14 protein-coding genes and 2 pseudogenes are annotated in these 17,584 nt (G+C 60.2%); 11 read left to right on the forward strand and 5 right to left on the reverse strand.

Features of this window, described 5'->3' with window-relative positions; translation table 11 throughout:
- Positions 1–136 precede the first annotated feature (136 nt).
- Positions 137–1,024 (forward strand): nitrilase family protein, encoded by an 888-nt coding sequence (locus NVB75_RS07105; protein WP_258346619.1) that lies wholly within the window; start codon positions 137–139, stop codon positions 1,022–1,024.
- A gap of 14 nt (positions 1,025–1,038) precedes the next feature.
- A complete protein-coding gene (locus NVB75_RS07110) occupies positions 1,039–2,202 on the forward strand; it encodes a hypothetical protein (protein ID WP_258348553.1) in 1,164 nt (387 codons plus the stop codon).
- Positions 2,203–2,241: 39 nt separating this feature from the next.
- Here NVB75_RS07110 and NVB75_RS07115 read toward each other — a convergent pair whose 3' ends face one another.
- Together NVB75_RS07115 and NVB75_RS07120 are read right to left on the reverse strand one after the other, a co-directional pair.
- Positions 2,242–2,862 carry a hypothetical protein gene (locus NVB75_RS07115; RefSeq protein WP_258346620.1) on the reverse strand — a complete coding sequence of 207 codons (621 nt, stop codon included), beginning with the start codon at positions 2,860–2,862 and terminating at the stop codon, positions 2,242–2,244.
- 137 nt (positions 2,863–2,999) lie between these two features.
- The gene (locus tag NVB75_RS07120; protein WP_258346621.1) at positions 3,000–3,968 is read right to left on the reverse strand and encodes a hypothetical protein; all 969 of its coding nucleotides are present in this window, start codon (positions 3,966–3,968) and stop codon (positions 3,000–3,002) included.
- Positions 3,969–4,143: 175 nt separating this feature from the next.
- Here NVB75_RS07120 and NVB75_RS07125 point away from each other — a divergent pair, with 175 nt between their 5' ends.
- The 3 genes from NVB75_RS07125 (at position 4,144) to NVB75_RS07135 (ending at position 6,305) form a co-directional block, all read left to right on the forward strand.
- Positions 4,144–5,640, forward strand: coding sequence for a helix-turn-helix transcriptional regulator (locus NVB75_RS07125; RefSeq protein WP_258346622.1), 1,497 nt, complete (start codon positions 4,144–4,146; stop codon positions 5,638–5,640).
- Between the two features lie 132 nt (positions 5,641–5,772).
- Positions 5,773–6,024, forward strand: coding sequence for a CsbD family protein (locus NVB75_RS07130; protein ID WP_003211583.1), 252 nt, complete (start codon positions 5,773–5,775; stop codon positions 6,022–6,024).
- 11 nt (positions 6,025–6,035) lie between these two features.
- Complete coding sequence (locus NVB75_RS07135; RefSeq protein ID WP_003211585.1) at positions 6,036–6,305, forward strand: DUF1652 domain-containing protein; 270 nt, start codon at positions 6,036–6,038, stop codon at positions 6,303–6,305.
- 99 nt (positions 6,306–6,404) lie between these two features.
- On the opposite strand, the pseudogene NVB75_RS07140 reads toward NVB75_RS07135, so the two are convergent.
- A pseudogene (locus tag NVB75_RS07140) lies at positions 6,405–7,590 on the reverse strand (MFS transporter).
- 155 nt (positions 7,591–7,745) lie between these two features.
- Positions 7,746–8,054: an RcnB family protein gene (locus NVB75_RS07145; protein ID WP_003211589.1), complete on the reverse strand. Its 309-nt coding sequence runs from the start codon at positions 8,052–8,054 to the stop codon at positions 7,746–7,748.
- 160 nt (positions 8,055–8,214) lie between these two features.
- On the opposite strand from NVB75_RS07145, the gene NVB75_RS07150 reads away from it, so the two are divergent.
- The 5 genes and pseudogenes from NVB75_RS07150 (at position 8,215) to NVB75_RS07170 (ending at position 14,807) form a co-directional block, all read left to right on the forward strand.
- Positions 8,215–8,547 carry a LemA family protein gene (locus NVB75_RS07150; RefSeq protein WP_258346625.1) on the forward strand — a complete coding sequence of 111 codons (333 nt, stop codon included), beginning with the start codon at positions 8,215–8,217 and terminating at the stop codon, positions 8,545–8,547.
- A 190-nt stretch (positions 8,548–8,737) separates the two neighbouring features.
- A pseudogene (locus NVB75_RS07155) lies at positions 8,738–9,330 on the forward strand (helix-turn-helix domain-containing protein).
- Positions 9,331–9,353: 23 nt separating this feature from the next.
- Positions 9,354–10,700: a glutamine synthetase family protein gene (locus NVB75_RS07160; protein WP_258346626.1), complete on the forward strand. Its 1,347-nt coding sequence runs from the start codon at positions 9,354–9,356 to the stop codon at positions 10,698–10,700.
- 999 nt (positions 10,701–11,699) lie between these two features.
- Positions 11,700–12,797, forward strand: coding sequence for a DNA alkylation repair protein (locus NVB75_RS07165; RefSeq protein ID WP_258346627.1), 1,098 nt, complete (start codon positions 11,700–11,702; stop codon positions 12,795–12,797).
- A 150-nt stretch (positions 12,798–12,947) separates the two neighbouring features.
- Positions 12,948–14,807, forward strand: a complete 1,860-nt coding sequence (locus NVB75_RS07170; protein ID WP_258346628.1) for a DUF3857 domain-containing transglutaminase family protein — start codon at positions 12,948–12,950, stop codon at positions 14,805–14,807.
- On the opposite strand, the gene NVB75_RS07175 is transcribed toward NVB75_RS07170, so the two are convergent.
- Complete coding sequence (locus tag NVB75_RS07175; RefSeq protein WP_010172253.1) at positions 14,804–15,694, reverse strand: LysR family transcriptional regulator; 891 nt, start codon at positions 15,692–15,694, stop codon at positions 14,804–14,806. The two genes, NVB75_RS07170 and NVB75_RS07175, sit on opposite strands and share 4 nt — an antisense overlap.
- A gap of 130 nt (positions 15,695–15,824) precedes the next feature.
- On the opposite strand from NVB75_RS07175, the gene NVB75_RS07180 reads away from it, so the two are divergent.
- Entirely contained in the window at positions 15,825–17,468 is a 1,644-nt protein-coding gene (locus NVB75_RS07180) for a GMC family oxidoreductase (protein WP_258346629.1), read from the forward strand.
- Positions 17,469–17,584: the final 116 nt, after the last annotated feature.

A 17,584-nucleotide genomic window follows, 5' to 3' on the forward strand; every position in this document is an offset into this window, starting at 1 on the left:
CATACGTCCAGCAAACTACTCAACCGGAACTGACCTACAACCCGAGCGGAAGCAACTGACTTAACCTCGTTCATCATTTCACCTCTTATAAAAAAACAACCACCCTTGGTTGCATAAAAATAAGAGGTCACCCGCAATGAGCGATCCAACAAGCCCTGTTCGCATAGCTGTCATTCAGTTCGACCCCCAAGTGGGAATGGAAAACCGGGAGCGTAACCTGCGTCATAGCCTTGAGCTGGCAACGGAAGCGGTGGGCGGCGGAGCCAATCTAATCGTGCTGCCAGAGCTCTCGAACTGCGGCTATTTCTTCTCCAGCCGTCAGGATGCATTTGATCACGCCGAGGCCATTCCGGGCGGGCCGAGTGTGCAAGCCTGGATGGATTTTGCCTGTAAGCATCAGGTGTATCTGGTGGCAGGCCTCAGCGAAATCTCCGGCATGCAGCTGTTCAACACCGCGGTACTGCTGGGACCGGAGGGTTTTATCGGCAAGTACCGCAAGGCCCATTTGTGGAACCTGGAAAAGCTCTGGTTCAGTCCCGGCGATGTAGGGTTCCCCGTATTTGAAACACCCATAGGCCGCATAGGCCTGCTGATCTGCTGGGACATCTGGTTCCCTGAGGTGCCGCGCATCCTCAGCCAGCAAGGCGCCGATATTATTTGCAGTCTCAACAACTGGGTATGGACTCCGCCTCCGTTGTTCGACGACGCGGGGAAGTGCATGGCGTCGTACCTCACGATGACCGCAGCCCACGTCAACAACGTGTTTATCGCCGCCGCCAGCCGTATCGGCGAGGAACGCGATGCGCGTTACCTCGGGTGTTCGCTGATTGCCGGAACCAACGGCTGGCCCATCGGCGCGGTGGCTTCGGCGAATCGGCAGGAGATCCTATTTGCCGATGTTGACCTCACCAGCGCTCGCAGTGCACCTATCTGGAACAGCCTCAACGACTTGCAGCGGGACCGGCGTGTGGATCTTTATGACCAAATGCTCGGGTATACCCAACATCGCGCCCTGCCACGCTAATCGGAGGGCGCATGATGGAAACCCTTTTAGAAAAACCGTGCCTACACCACTCCCGAACCGATAAAACAGTCATCGCCCTGGGCGTTGCCAGTGCATTGCTGATCCTATGGATAGCCCTTACTTACCCTTGGCCGGGCTATGCCGACATGGTGACCAGCCTTCCTCACCCCATCGCCTGGCTGCGCTGGGTGCTGGGTGATATCAGCGAAGTCGCGTTCTACAAACATGAACTGGCCTCAATCGGCCTGCTGGGCGGCGCGTACCTGGCGTGGTGGGCAAGCCGTACCGGCAAGCGCTGGCAAGGCTTTGCCATTTCGTATGGCACCGGGCTGTGGCCGTGGTTGGTGACCAGCTCATTACTCGGTTTATTGCTGAGTAATGCGTTATGGGGATGGACCGTGACCGCTAGCACTTGGCAACCGACGTTTGCAGCATTTGTTTCACTGCCGGCGGCCATGGTGCTGATGTTCGGCGGCGGCTGGAAAGTAACGCTCAATGGCGCAGTGCTGGGGGCGTTGCTGGTTACACCGATGTGTTTGTTGATCGTCAACTACATCTGCCTGCCGCTGGGCTTGCCGGTGGTAATCGGAAACGTACTGGGGATGGCGGTTGGTAGTGTGATTGCGTTTGTGTTGTGCCGTCGTGTGCCGATTTTGGTACGCAGCGACTATATAGCCCCGATAAAGCCTGCGCCCTTGAAGCCACCGACCTATGGCGCGATGTGGAGCGTGCGAAGGGTGTTGGCGGACTTTTCCGAAGCGCCCTTCTTCGGCAATGAGCTGGCCAGCCTTGGCTTATTGGCTGGCGTGTTACTGGCTTATGCGCTGAACCCGATGAGCCCGGCCTATGGATCTGGTCTGATAGTGCATCTGATCGGTGCGCAAGCGCTGACGTCTGCGCTGGGCGTGGTGATCTGGCGACATCAGTGGATCAAACGCGGTTGGTATCCCACGTATGTTCCGCTGGTGTCGGTGGTCCCGGCAGCGGTGTTGACCCATGGCGGCAGCTGGGTGGTGATGGGATCAAGTGCGTTGCTCGGCGCGTTGATCGCGCCGCCACTGGCCTGCGCCATTGCAGGACGGTTACCACCGCACGTCCATCCTTACATCGGCAACGTACTCTCAATGGCGTTGAGCACCTTGATGGTGGTGCCATTGGTGGGATGGTTAGCCGTTTAGCCACGCGCTCTTATGCCGGGCAAAGGAATGCCCGTGCACTCACAGCCAATGCCAAAACCGACTCCAGAACCCCCGTCCCAGATCATTCTTGCAGCCCGCATATTGCGCCGCATACATCTGCGAGCGTGCCTGCACCTTGCCCGCAACCGGCATCAGCCAGGCTTTGCTCGCATAGGTGCGCTGACGATACCCGCCCCAGCCTTCGTGGTAGTTCAGGTATTGGCCGTAGGCGTCGTATTTGTACACGCCGTTGATGGTGTAGGTCTTGTCCATGTACCAGCCGACAAAATCGATGGCGTCGTCAAAGTCCTCGCGACTGGCGCCCGTACGGCCGGTGCTTTTCTGGTAGTCGCTCCACACTTCATCCTTGGCCTGGGCGTAGCCGGAGGCGGTGGACACGCGGCCCCAGGGGATGATCCATAACAGGTATTTGCGCGGGGTCTTGGCGTCCTGGCGGAAGCCGGACTCTTGATACATGATCGCGAACGGCACCTGGATCGGCACGCCCCAGCGCGCCTGGGTCACCTTGGCGGCGTCGTACCAGTCGTCCTTTTCGCGGAAGATACCGCAGATGTCGTTGGGAGTGCGGGGCGGCGAGGTTCCGCATCCCGCCAGTAAGGCGGCGAGTAGCAACAGCCCTGTGGTTTTTACTGCGTTCAAAAGCCCACCGTTTCATCGTGAGGATAAAAAGGCGGGCAGTTTACTCGTTCGGCGGGGTTGATGCAGAGGGGCAAGCTGGACTATTCCTGTGGCGAGGGAGCTTGTGCCCTCGCCACATCCAGCCCCTCACATCATGATCAGGCCAATGGCACCCGACGTGTAGTGATCGCCAGGCGACCTACACCGAAGCTCAACGCCGCACCCAGCAGCAACATCAACAAGGTGCTCCACGCTGCGCGGGACAGTTGCTTGGCCGCCACTTCACCGGCTTCACGGGCTTTCTGTTCAGCCTGTTGCTTCAGCTCGTCAACCTTCTGCACGGCCTGCTGGTAGGCCTGGGCATAGTTGTCAACGATCTGGGTGGCTTCAGCCTGGCTCTTGCCGGTACGCGCAGCAACGATGTTAACCAGCGCCTGCTTGTCTGCTGCATTCAACGCGGGCTCACCGGACGCCTTGACGCGCTCGAACCACTGCTTCAGTTCATCACCCGCCTGGGCTGGGTTGGTCGCCGCATCGTTGGCCGATTGCTTGCCATCCGCAGTGGCTTGATCGGCTTTTTGCTCGACGTTGGCAGGGTCCAGTTCAGGCTTGCCGCTCTGCTTGAGCAACGTGTCGAGCTGGCCTTGCAGGCTGTTCCAGTCCAGCTTGATGCCCTGCTCATTCAGTTGCTGCTTGACGCTGTCGCTGATGCCCGGCGCCACGGCGGCGATACCGCTACCGGCCGCCGACAAGCCTTTACCGACGACGTTACCCGCGGCACCGACAACGCTGGTGGCCAGCGCGGCGAGCAGCCAGGTGGTCAACAAGGTGGTGATGGTCCAGCTCAGCACGCCATGCAGGCCGCCGCGATCCGGTGCGGTGCGCCCGGCCACGAATGCACCGGCACCGATGGCCAGCAACGTCGAGACGAACAGCCAGATCCCGGCACCGGTACCAAAACCGCTCAGCGGGTTACCGGCTGCCATCGGGTTGACTGCACTGGCACCAATCGCGGTACCGAGTACGCTCAACACCAGGTAGGTCACCAGGGCAATTGCACTACCGGCCAACACCGAGCCCCAGGAAACTCGAAACAGCGAACGGTTGGTTTCATAGACAGTGGTCATGTTAAATCCTTTGAACAGTGGGTAGGTGGCCAGTTTGGCGAGGCACCTACCCTTCGGTCTCGGCACAATTGCACTAGGCGCACTGGTGCATTCGCACCCCGCGCTGTGCACTTTCTCTGCACTATCCTGAGCCTCAGGTGTCGTACTTCTCATGCGACCTACCCCAGGAGAAACCATGAGCCAGGCCGTCCTCGCCAAAGAAACCAACCGCCGTCAACTGCAGCAGATCATCTCCGGCTTGTCCGATGGGGTGATCCTCGCCGAGGCCGACCAGACCATCCTCTGGGCCAATGAAGCCGCGCTGCTGATGCATGGCGTGGATAACGTCGAAGACCTGGGTGCCAACACCAAGGAATACGCCGCGCGCTTTGCCTTGCGGTATCGCAACAACCATCCCCTGGCGCTTGAGAATTACCCGTTAAGCCGGGTGGCGGACGGTGAAGAGTTCAGCGATGTGGTGGTGGAAGTCACGTCTGCCGGCGACGAGGAAAAGACCTGGGTGCACCGCCTGCGCAGCCTGGTGCTCGACGACGCGTCCGGCGAGCCGGAGCTGCTGGTGTTGATCCTGAGCGACGCCACCGAATGGGCCAGCGCCGAACAGCGCTTTGAAAAAACCTTTAACGCCAACCCGGCGCCGGCGGTGATTTGCCGCCTGAGCGACCTGCGCTATATCAAGGTCAACCAGGGCTTCCTGGAGATGACCGGCTACAACCGCGACCAGGTGATCGGCCACTCGGTGTATGAACTGGACGTGCTGGAACAAGCCGAAAACAAGGACCTCGCCGTCAAGCGCCTGGGCGAAGGCGCGACCATTCCGCAGATGCAAGCCGAACTGAAACTGCCCGAAGGCGGCAGCAAACTGGTGATCGTGGCCGGTCAGCCGCTGGACATGAATGAGGAAGACTGCATGCTGTTTTCCTTCACCGACCTGGAGCCCCGCCGTAAAGCCGAAACCGCCCTGCGCCAGAGCGAGGAACGCTTCGCCAAGTCGTTCCGACTGACGCCGGTGCCGACCCTGGTGTGCAACGCCGCCAACCGCCAGGTGGTGGATATCAACGAAGCCTTCATGACCATCACCGGCTATACCAGTGAAGAGCTGATCGGCAAATCCATCGAAGACATCGACTTTATCGACAGCCCCCAGGCCTGCACGCAACTGTTCACCACCCTGGAAAAAGCCGGCAACCTCGACGGCCTCGACCTGAAGATCCGCAAGAAAGGCAATGAGCTGATCGACTGCGTGCTGTCTGCCGACACCGTCAGCATCCAGGACGTGCCCTGCTATTTGCTGGTGCTGATGAACATCACCGAACGCAAGCGCTCCGAACTGGAACTGGTGGCCGCTATCGAGGAAGTGATGCAGGACGCCTCATGGTTCAGCCAGACGCTGATTGAAAAACTGGCCAATGCCAAGAGCGTCAACAGCCCCAATGTACCGAACATTTCCTTCACCGACCTGACCGCCCGGGAGCGCGATGTACTGGGGCTGATTTGCGAAGGCCTGGCCGACAAGGAAATCGCCTCGCGCCTGAAACTGGCGCCCAACACCGTGCGTAATCATGTGGCCACGGTGTACTCCAAACTGGGGGTGCATAGCCGTAGTGCAGCCATCGTCTGGGCCCGTGAGCGCGGGCTGTTTGCCGGTGAATTGCGGGTTAAAAAGCCGAAATAGAGTGCAAATGCACTAGTGCGACCGGTGCAAATTCGCCTTATTGCGCGGGGATGCACTGCTTAACCTTGAAGGGTGGGCACAGGGCTTTGGGTCCTGTGCTGTCGAGATGTCATGCCCTTTAAGGAATCCATCATGAAAAGCGAACAAGTCAAAGGCGCCGTCGAGAAAGTGGCCGGCAAGGCTCAAGGTTTTCTGGGTGATCTGACCGGTGACGAACGTCTCCAGGCCGAAGGTGTGGCCCGCCAGGCCGCTGGCCAATTGCAGCAAACCTACGGTGACGCGCTGGACACCGTTGGCGACTTTGCCAAGCAAAAACCCTTGGCTACCGTAGCGATCGTCGCCGGTGTCGGCCTGCTGCTGGGCCTGTTGCTGCGTCGTCGCTGAGGAGCGCCCTAATGTTTACGCTCTCCCAACTGCGCAACTGCATCGAAGAGGCTCTGTCGCCCCTGACCTGCGAGTTCACCCTGTGCCGTGACGCCTCGTTGACCCTCAAAGTCTTCGATGCCGAAAGCGGCCGGGTGGACCTGGTGGTCACCGGGATCAGCGTCAACAAGCTGCAGACCCCGCAGGAAGTGGAAAAGATGGTCGACGAGTTGCGTTACGAATTGCAGAGCAACACCGTTGGCAAACTCAGGCTGGATGACCTGCCGCTACGCCCTTTGTAGGAGCGAGCTTGCTCGCGAAGGTCGTTAACGATAACGCGCCACGCCTGAATGAACGCGGTGCCTGGGCGTTTTTCGCGAGCAAGCTCGCTCCTACAGTAGCTAGCGTGCCTTCAACGACGCACCGACAAAATAGAACACCCCCTCCCCCGACGATAAACGCTGCCAACATGTAGAACATGTAGTGGGCCGGCAGGCTGGCCAGTACCAGCCCGCACAGCACCGGCCCCAGGGCAGCGCCGAGGTTGGACAGGTTTTGCGCGCCGTAATACATCCCCCGCAGATGGTCCGGGGCGATGCGGTCGATAAACATGTACTCGGCCGGGAACACCACGATTTCACCCACGGTGAAAATCGCCATCGCCACTATCCACCACCACACGTTGCTCGCCAGAGCAAAACCCATCACTCCCAGCATGAACATGCCCAGGCCGAAGATCAGCCACTGGCTCAAATGACGGTGGGAAATCCGCCGGCCAATCGCGTATTGCAGCGCGATCACCAACACCGCGTTGGTGGTGAGGACCGCGCTGATGATGGTGTAGGTGTATTCAGCCGTGGTGGTGGTCACCAGGTATTGCGAGAGGTACGCGGTGAACTGGCCGAATACCACGGCACTGAGCAGGCCGCCGAGGGTGAAGCACACCAGCCGATGATCCCGCAGCAACACGCGGCCCACGGCGAGGAATGACACCGGCTTTTGCGTGGTGTCGACGGTGGCCAACGTGCGGTCGCCCCAACGCCAATACAGCAGGAAAAATCCGAGGCCCAGAACAGCCGACAAGATAAACGGCAAGCTGATATCGAGCTTGGCTATCATCGCGCCAAAAAACGGCCCTACGGCATAACCGATATTGGTCAGGGTGTACTTGATGGAAAACGCTTCGCTGCGTTGATCTTCCGGCAACAGGCTGGCAAACCCGGACTTGATCGCGATATCGATCACCGCGTACGCCAGGTTGATCAGGATCAGGCAGCTGTAGAACGACCAGATTTCCGGGGCGAGTACCGTGCCGATAAACCCCAGGGCAAACACTACGCTCAGGCTGAGCAACAGCCGATAGCTGCTGATGCGGTCTACCAGGAAACCGCCGTACACACTCAGCAACGAACCGACGATCAATGAGCTGCCGATCACCAGGCCGACCTGGCTGATATCGAGGGCGAAGTGGTTGGTGAGGTAGATCACGAGGTACGGAAACGTGATGGCTTTGGCCAGCGTAAGGATCAGCGTGGCCGACAGCAGCAGATTCACGGTACGTGGGTAGTTTCTTATTGTGGCAAGCATCCTGCTCTCATTTTGATCAAGGTAACGAGGCCATTGCGACCCGCAAGCGGATGTACCTTAACGCAAGATGAGACGAAATAAAGGCTGATTTATGCATTTATGCAAAAATCAAATGCAGCGGGATGAGGACGCGGTCGCTCATCCCGCTGAACGGTTTATTTTTTAACCGGTGTGATGTCGAGAATCGTACCGTTGGTGGTTTTGAGCAACACGTACTTGTCGTTTACACGGGCCCACTGGCTGTCTTCTTCCGGCTGCTTCAGGCCACGTTTCTTCCAGTCGGCAATGGCCGACTCCTTACGCATCAGAATGTCTGGCGCACGGTCTCCCGTCTTGAGGTCGCGGGTATTGATGTTTGAAGGCTGCACGGTTTTTTGCGGGGTATCTGCGGCCTGGACGGTGAGACTCGCGGCGGACAGGCTCGCGGCAACCAGCAGGCAGGCAACAAGGGATTTGGACTTCATGGGCACTTCCTTCAATGAATGACGCGTAAAGATTCGGACCGCAGCCGTGAAGAATCATTCAGCGCAGTGATTGAAGCGGCGGATGGATGGACGGCCAACGACCGAGGCGGCAATTAATCAGATAAGATTGGTTCTTTTTTCCAGCTGCCCAGGAAGTCCAATGACTGGTACCCACGTCATCATCATTTTCGTGACTATTGTCACCTTGCTCGCGCTTTACGTGTTCGGCACCTACCGGGAACTGGTGGCGCTGCTCGATCGTTGCAAAAAAGCCTTCGGCCAATTCAAAGAAGCCGAGCAACAACTGGCGGCGGCGCAAAACGCCTCGTCACCCGCTGCGGACATTGCCAGCCTGGAAAGCCGCGTCGCGTTCACCCGCCAGCTGTTCCAGGACTCGGTTAACAACTACAACACCTACAAGCACAAGTCGCCGACGTCGGTGGTGGCCGAGCTGCTGGGGCATCGTGATGATGTGAGCCTGTCCGGGTTTTGAATGATCGTTCCCACGCTCTGCGTGGGAACGCCGCTCCGGACGCTCCGCGTCCCCTTCATACACGCTTTCAAGTCCGGCGCCAGGGTGACGCGGAGCGTCACACGATGCATTCCCACGCAGAGCGTGGGAACGATCATGATCCACCAACTCCATACCCATTGCCTCCATGAAATTAATCCTGTAATTTTTCATGAAATTTCCTGATAAGAATTTCATGACGCGCCTATGGACAAGCAAGAAGAACTCGACGCCTTGGCGATCCTGATCCACGACCTGCGCAAGCACAAGAAGCTCACCCTGGCGCAACTCGCGCAAAAGATCGAGCGTTCCGTGGGCTTTCTGTCCCAGGTTGAACGTGGCCTGTCGCGCCCTACCGTGGCCGATCTGACCGCCATCAGCCATGCCCTCGGTGTGCCCACCACCTACTTCTACAGTTTGTCCAAACCGAAGGCCGTGAACTGGGTCACGCGCCCCAATGAACGGCGCACGGTGTATTACGCCAACGGCATCACCGACATCCTGGTGTCGCCGAGCATGCACGGCGCGTTCTCGATGCTCGACAGTCTATTGGCCCCCGGCGCCAACAGTGGCGAACACACCATGAGCGACCGCGCCGAACAGGCCGGTTATGTGCTGGAAGGCGAGTTGACACTATGGGTCGAGGGCGAGGCCGACTCGGTCACCTTGCGCCCGGGTGACAGCTTCCACCTGGCCAGTTTCGCCCACTGCCGCTACGGCAACCTGACAGACCTGCCAGCCCGTGTGCTGTGGGTCTACAACTGAAGGCACACCAAGGAGCGTCACCCGTGAAAAGCCATTCCTCCACGCTGCTGGCCGAAGTCCGGACCTTTCGCCAGAACCATCCCGATGTGCGTTATGTCGACCTGATTGCCCTGGACATTCCCGGGCATTTCTACGGCAAGCGCTACCCGGTGGACATGCTGGAAAAGGTCGCCGCCGGCAGCCCGTTGAAACTGCCGCAGAACGCAGTACTGCTGGGTGCCCAGGGCGGTTTGTTCAAGATCGGCGACTACTGCTTTCACGACGGTGACCCCGACGCCAACCGCCGCCTGGTGCCCGGCACCCTCAAGCCGGTGAGCTGGGAAGCGCAGCCGCTTGGGCAGATGCTGATCACCTCCGACGGCACCGAAGCGCCCATCGAATTCGAACCCCGGGAAGTGCTGGCCAAGGTGCTGGAGCGCCTGCACCACAAAGGCATTCACCCGGTGGTGGCGTTTGAGCTGGAGTTCTACCTGTTCGATAAAAAGCTCAGCGATGGCCTGCCGCAATTCGCCCGTGACCCGCTGAGCGATGACGCCGACGACCAGCCCAACCTACATATCGAGCGCCTGTCGCGTTTCGCCCCGGTACTGGACGACATGGTCGAGACCGCCAAGGCCCAGGGCATCGACATCACGGTGATCACCGCCGAACTCGGCCCCGGCCAGTTCGAAATCAATTTCGGTCATCTGGAAGACGGCCTGCGCGCGGCCGACTGGGCCGCCCTGTTCTGCCGCAGCACCCGAGGCGTGGCCCTCAAGCACGGCTACCGCGCCAGCTTCATGGCCAAGCCCTACCTGCAACATCCCGGCAGCGGCATGCATGTGCATGTCAGCCTGTACGACGCGGCGGGCAATAACCTGCTGGCGGCCCATCAGCAGCAACCGCTGCGCCACGCCGTGGCCGGCTGCCTGGAACTGCTGCCCCATTGCATGCCGATCTTCTCGCCCAACCACAACGCCTTCCGCCGGCTCGGCGGCACGGTCAACGCGGCAACCCGCGCGTGCTGGGGTTACGAGGATCGCGACGCATGTGTGCGAATCCCTGAATCCGACCCGCGCAACCTGCGCATCGAACATCGCCTGGCGAGTGCCGATGCCAATCCGTACCTGGTGCTGGCGGCGATTCTGGTAGGGCTTGAACACGGTCTTGAGGCGGCCAAAGAACCCATCGCCCCGCTGAACGAAGACCGCACCAGCGGCACGGATTTCCCCCTGGAGATGCTCGAAGCAGTGCGCGCCATGCAACATCAGCCGGCATTGCGCGAAGGCCTGGGCGCCGAGTTTGTCGACGTATATTGCGAAAACAAACGTCAGGACCACCTGGCATTCCAGCAGGAAATTCATGCGCGGGAATATCGCTGGTACCTCTAACCCTCAACCTCTCCCCGTAGCAGCTGTCGAGCCCAGGCGAGGCTGCGTCAGCGGTGTATCAGACACACCGCCAACGCAGCCTCGCCTGGGCTCGACAGCTGCTACGACGTGGGGCGTGCGATATGGGGTTTTGCATGTACTCTGATGGCTAACTTCATCTGCGGACGTGCCCATGACCGACCAAAGCGCACCGGCCCTGAAGGAAATCCTCAACGCCGAATGCCGTGATTCCGCTGGAAATTCATGCGCGGGAATATCGCTGGTACCTCTAACCCCTCCACCTCTCCCCGTAGCAGCTGTCGAGCCTTGGCGAGGCTGCGTTCGCGGTCTATCAGACACACCGCCAACGCAGCCTCGCCAAGGCTCGACAGCTGCTACGACGTGGGGCGTGCGATATGGGGTTTTGCATGTACTCTGATGGTCAATTTCATCTGCGGACGTGCCCATGACCGACCAAAGCGCACCGGCCCTAAAGGAAATCCTCAACGCCGAATGCCGTGATTCCGCTGGAAATTCATGCGCGGGAATATCGCTGGTACCTCTAACCCCTCCACCTCTCCCCGTAGCAGCTGTCGAGCCTTGGCGAGGCTGCGTCCGCGGTGTATCAGACACACCGCAGACGCAGCCTCGCCAAGGCTCGACAGCTGCTACGACGTGGGGCCTGTGATATGGGGTTTTGCATGTAATCTGATGGCCAACTTCATCTGCGGACGTGCCCATGACCGACCAAAGCCCCCCGGTCCTGGAGGAAATCTTCAACGCCAAATGCCTGCACGCCGTGATTCCGCTGGAAATTCATGCGCGGGAATATCGCTGGCACCTCTAACCCCTCAACCTCTCCCCGTAGCAGCTGTCGAGCCTTGGCGAGGCTGCGTTCGCGGTGTGTCTGATACACCGCTGACGCAGCCTCGCCAAGGCTCGACAGCTGCTACGATGTGGGGCGTGCGATATGGGGTTTTGCATGTAATCTGATGGCTAAATTCATCTGCGGACGTGCCCATGACCGACCAAAGCGCCCCGGCCCTGAAGGAAATCTTCAACGCCGAACGCCTGCAACACATCGCCACTGAAATGACTGCGGTGTACCCGGCATTCGACGCCAAGGGCTTTCTCAAACACGCCAAGGCCGGGCTCGCGGACTTGTCGGTGATGCAGCGCATGGCGCGGGTCAGCGAAAGCCTGCACGCCTTGATCCCGCTGGATTACCCCCAGACGCTGAAGTTGCTGTATGCCCTCGCGCCCCGCCTGAACAGTGCGTTTGTCAGCCTGTCCCTGCCCCACTACGTTGCCAGCTACGGCGGCGATGATTTCAAGCGCTCCATGGCGGCGCTCAAGTACTTCACCACTTTCGGCTCTGCCGAGTTTGCCGTGCGGTATTTCCTGCTGAAGGATTTCAAGCGCACCCTGGCGGTGATGCAACAGTGGTCGCTGGATGACAACGAACACGTACGACGCCTCGCCAGTGAAGGTTCACGGCCACGGCTGCCATGGTCGTTCCGCCTGGCCGAGGTGCAGGCCGACCCGAACCTGTGCGCCTCGATCCTCGATAACCTCAAGGCCGACAGCAGCCTCTACGTGCGCAAGTCGGTGGTCAACCACCTCAACGACATCACCAAGGACCATCCCGACTGGGTGCTGACCTTGATCGAAGGCTGGTCTCTGGACAATCCCCACACCGCCTGGATCGCCCGCCACGCCTTGCGCAGTTTGATCAAGCAAGGCAACACCCGGGCGCTGACGATCATGGGCGCCGGGGCCAAGGCCGAGGTGAAGCTCCATCAGCTGAAAGTCGAACCGGCGGTGATTAACCTGGGGGACCGGATCAACCTGTCCTTCAGCCTGGAATCCATCGCCAACCACCCACAAAAGTTGGTGGTCGACTACGCCATCGACTATGTGAAAAGCGCCGGTCACAGTGCGTCCAAGGTGTTCAAGCTCAAGGCGTTTACCCTGGGCGCCGGGGAACATCACGCCATCAGCCGTGGCCAACATATTCGTGAATTGACCACGCGCAAGCACTATCCCGGCAAGCACGCGGTGCACGTGCTGGTGAACGGCGAACGACTGGGAAGTGTCGAGTTTGAGCTCACAAAATAATCTTTAAAACATTAACGAAGGCTCTATCTCGGGCCTTTCAGCGAAAATAATTGTCCGACAATGCTAGGCATTCGTGTTGCGATCCATTATCATCCGGCGCCTTCTCGGTACCCCTAGGGTACTTGTGTCAATGTTCCACCTGAGGCGCCCATGCACCGTTTTTCGTTTTACCGTCCCCTGATCTGCATCAGCTGGGGGCTTGCCAGCCACAGCGCGTTTGCCGCCCTGCAACCGATGGCCGAAGCCCCGCTGGCCAGTGACACCGAGCTGCATTGCCACTTCAACCGCGACGCCAGCGTCGACTGCACCACGCGCTACCACTACACCATCCTCAAGCCGAGTGGCCGGGAAATGCTCTCGCGGATCGACTTCAGCTATCAGGAAGAGGACGGCTTTGAACTGGTCAAGGCCGAGTCCACCCAGCCCGGCGGCAAACCGGTGCCGCTGGATCAGGCACAAATCGACACCCGCACCGCCCCCAATCCTGACCAGGGATTCTCCCGGGAAAAACAGACCTCGCTGGCATTCCCCAACCTGCGGGTCGGCACGCAAATCCGCTACACGGTGCGCGAACATTATCCCGCCAAACCGCTGATGACCGAGTTCTACTACGCCTTGCAGTTCGGCCCCAGCGCCGCACGGCGCGACCACTTCAAGGCACGCTTCACCGCCGAGCGGCCCATCGAGTGGCGCAGCGAACTGATGGAGGGTTTCAGCATTACCCCATCGGCCAATCGCAAGACTCTGGACGTGGTGCAAAAGGCTCCGACCTACCTCAGCTACATCAACGAATCCGCCAACGCCTACATTCGCCACGCCCCGCGCATCGAAGTCGGCAGCTCCCTGGACCGCCAGCAGTACTTCGGCAACTTCGCCGAACGCTACAACCAGATCCTCAGCGCCAAGCTGCCGCCCCAGGGCGCCGCCGCCGTGGCCGCCGTTCGCGGCCTGCCGCCGGCGCAGCAAGTGGCCGGCCTGATGCAGCACATCAACGACCACTACCGTTACCTGGGCGATTGGCGCGCCTCGGATCGCGGCTATGTACCCTTCAACCTGGCGGAGATCGAACAGCACGGCTACGGCGACTGCAAAGACCTTTCGACGCTGCTCGCGGCCATGCTCAAGGCCAGCGGAATCAAGGCCGAACCCGCCTGGGTCAGCCGTGGTGATGTGGTCAACCCGCTGCTGATTCCCGGCACCGGCGCGCCGAACCACGCCATTGTCCGCGCCGAAGTCGATGGCCAGGTGTGGTGGCTGGACCCGACCAACCCAGTCTTCGCCCCAGGCCAGACCCTGCCCGATATCCAGGACCGCTGGGTGCTGGTGACCAATGCCGAGGGCCAGGTACGTGAAGAACACATTCCGCTGCAACCTGCCGCCACCACATTGATCCTCGACAAGCAGGAACGCTTCGACGCCCAGGGCACCGCCCGCGTCTCGGCCACCGTTGATTTTCGCGGTATGCCGCTGATGCAACTGAGCCTCGCCGACCGCCAGCAAGGCTCCACCGCCAGCGACCAGAACATCTGCGACAACTTTGGCAAACAGATCACCGACTGCCAGGTCGAGCGCCCCGACACGGCCTTTTTGATCCCGGCCAGCTACAAGGTCAGCGCCACCCTGACGGACATGCGGCCCCTGGAGCCGCTGGGCAACGACCACGTCTACAACGATGCCTTGCTGCAGGAAAAATGGGACGGGCTGCTCAACTATCGCCGCAACGGGCAACTGGCCGACTTGTACATAGGCAACCCCGAGACGCTGGATTACACCATCGCACTGTCGGGTGGCCAGATCGACAAGGACATCAAGGCCTGCCAGGTGCACTCGCCGTGGTACGACCTGGACCTGACGGGTGAACGCGTCAAGGATGAATGGCGTTATCACTACCTCTTGGTGCAGAAGATACGCTGGCTGACCCACGATGAAATTGTCAGCGCGCCGTTTGAAAAGATGATCAATGAGATCCGGGCCTGTGGTGAGCAGGTGCATCAGGTGGTGAAGCTCTAACCCTCCCCCAACAAAACCCCTTGCTCCCGCGCGCACAGTTCCACCAGGTAATCCCACAACACCCGCAACCTTACCGACTTGTGCAACTCGCGCCGGGAGCTGATCCAGTAGCTGCGCTGGATGCTCTCCCCCGGCAGCAGCGGCACCAGGTCCGGGTCGCTCGCGGCCATGAAGCATGGTAATACGGCAATCCCCAACCCCGAGCGCGCGGCCTGGTGTTGGGCGATTACGCTGGTGCTGTGGAACACCACTTTGGGGTTGCGGCAGAAGCTGCTGAGGAATTTCAGTTCCTGGCTGAACAGCAAATCGTCGACGTAATCGATCCAGGCGTGGACGGCCAAATCCTCACGCTTTTCAATCGGTGGCGTACGGTCCAGGTAGCTGCGGCTGGCGTAGAGCGCCAGGCGGTAGTCGGTGAGTTTGCGGGTCACCAGTTGGTCGACGCTGGGGCGTTCGAGGTGGATGCTGATTTCCGCTTCGCGGTTGAGGATGCTGACGAAGCGCGGCACCGCCAGCAGTTCCACTTCCAGGCCGGGGTAGCGTTCGAACAGGCCGCCCATGCGACTGGCGAGAAACATCACCCCCAGACCTTCAGCCACGCCCAGGCGAATCTTGCCCAGGGGCGCGGCGGAATGGGTCAGTTCTTCTTCGGCCAGCAGTGCCACGTTTTCCATGGCTTCGGCGTGTTTGAGCAGGGCTTCGCCGGAAGGCGTGAGTTCGTAGCCCTGTGCGTGCTGCACGAACAGCGCGGTGCCGAGGCTTTTCTCGATGGCCTCGATGTGCCGGGCCACAGTGGCGTGAGTAGTTTTCAAACGTTGCGCCGCCGTGAGCAGGCGTCCGCTACGCTGTAACTCGAGAAAGAACCGCAGATCATTCCAGTCGAACATATCGCCTCCGCTCTCCACCTTGAAAGCATCGCTGTCTAAAAACGCACAGCAGCTGGGTAAAAACTAACATTTTTAAGACGAAAACTAACAACTAGGATGGAGCCAATAAGAAAAACAAGCGAGGTCACAGATGCATTCTGCAGCTGCTGAATACGATTACGTGGTGGTAGGCGCCGGCCCCGCAGGCTGCCTGCTGGCGAATCGACTGTCTGCCAACCCTGCCCATCGCGTGCTGCTGCTTGAAGCCGGCGGTCGCGATAATTATCCCTGGATCCATATTCCCGTCGGCTACCTGTTCTGCATCGGCAACCCACGCACCGACTGGTGCTTCAAGACCGAAGCCCAGGAAGGCTTGCAAGGCCGTGCGCTGAGCTATCCACGGGGCAAGGTGCTGGGCGGTTGTTCGTCGATCAACGGCATGATCTACATGCGCGGCCAGGCCCGGGATTACGACGGCTGGGCCGAGGACAATCCCGGCTGGGCCTGGAAAGATGTGCTGCCACTGTTCAAGCAAAGCGAAAACCATTTTGCCGGCGCCTCGGAATTCCACAGCGATGGCGGAGAGTGGCGGGTAGAACAACAGCGCCTGCACTGGCCGATCCTCGACGCGTTTCGCGATGCAGCGCAGCAGAGTGGTATCGAGAGCATCAGCGACTTCAACCAGGGCGACAACGAAGGCTGCGGCTATTTCCAGGTCAATCAGAAATCCGGGGTGCGCTGGAATGCGGCCAAGGCTTTTCTCAAACCGATCCGCCAGCGGCCCAACCTGACGGTGATGACGGAGGTTGAAGTCGACCGCGTGTTGCTGGAGAACGGTCGCGCCACCTCAGTGGTTGCTCGCCAGCAAGGCCAGGCCGTCACATGGCGGGCGCGCAAGGAAATCATCCTGTGCGCGGGATCCGTCGGTTCGCCCGGCATCCTGCAACGCTCCGGCATCGGCCCTTCCAGCGTGCTCAAGCCCTTGGGTATCGAGGTGCTGCACGAGTTGTCCGGCGTCGGGGGCAACCTGCAGGATCACCTGCAACTGCGCCTGATCTACAAGCTGGAAAACGCCCGCACCCTTAACCAGATTGCGGGCACCGTGCTGGGCAAGATGGGCATGGGCCTGCGCTACCTGTACGACCGCAGCGGCCCGCTGTCCATGGCCCCCAGCCAGTTGGGCGCGTTCGCCCGCTCGGGGCCGGAACAGACGTCGGCCAACCTCGAATACCACGTGCAACCGCTGTCCCTGGAGCGCTTCGGCGAACCGCTGCACGCCTTTCCGGCCTTCACCGCCTCGGTGTGTGACCTGCGCCCGCAAAGCCGTGGCCGCATCGACATTCGCTCGGCCAACCCGGCAGACGCGCCGTTGATCCGCCCCAACTACCTCAGCCACCCGGAAGACCTGCGGGTGGCCGCCGACGCCATTCGCCTGACCCGTCGGATCGTTTCGGCGCCGGCCCTGAAGCAATTCAACCCGGTGGAATACCTGCCCGGCGAAGCACTGCAAACCGACGAACAACTGCAAGAGGCCGCCGCCCGCATCGGCACCACGATTTTCCATCCGGTGGGCACCTGCCGCATGGGCAGCGACAAGGACGCCGTGGTCGACGCGCAACTGCGGGTGCACGGCGTTCCGGGCCTGCGCATCGCCGACGCGTCAGTCATGCCACGCATTACTTCCGGCAACACCTGCTCACCCACGCTGATGATCGCGGAAAAAGCCGCGCAGCTTATCCTTTCGCCGAACACAAGGAGCCTCGCCCCGGAGAAAGAACTGACCTTACCGGCTTGAACTTACCTTACCGGCTAGACCTGTGGGAGCGGGCTTGCTCGCGAAGAACGCAAAGACACCGCGTTAATCCAGAATGCACGCGTTATCGTTGACGTTTTTCGCGAGCAAGCTCGCTC

The sequence above is a fragment of the Pseudomonas sp. CBS genome, assembly GCF_024734645.1.
Taxonomy (GTDB): Bacteria; Pseudomonadota; Gammaproteobacteria; order Pseudomonadales; family Pseudomonadaceae; genus Aquipseudomonas.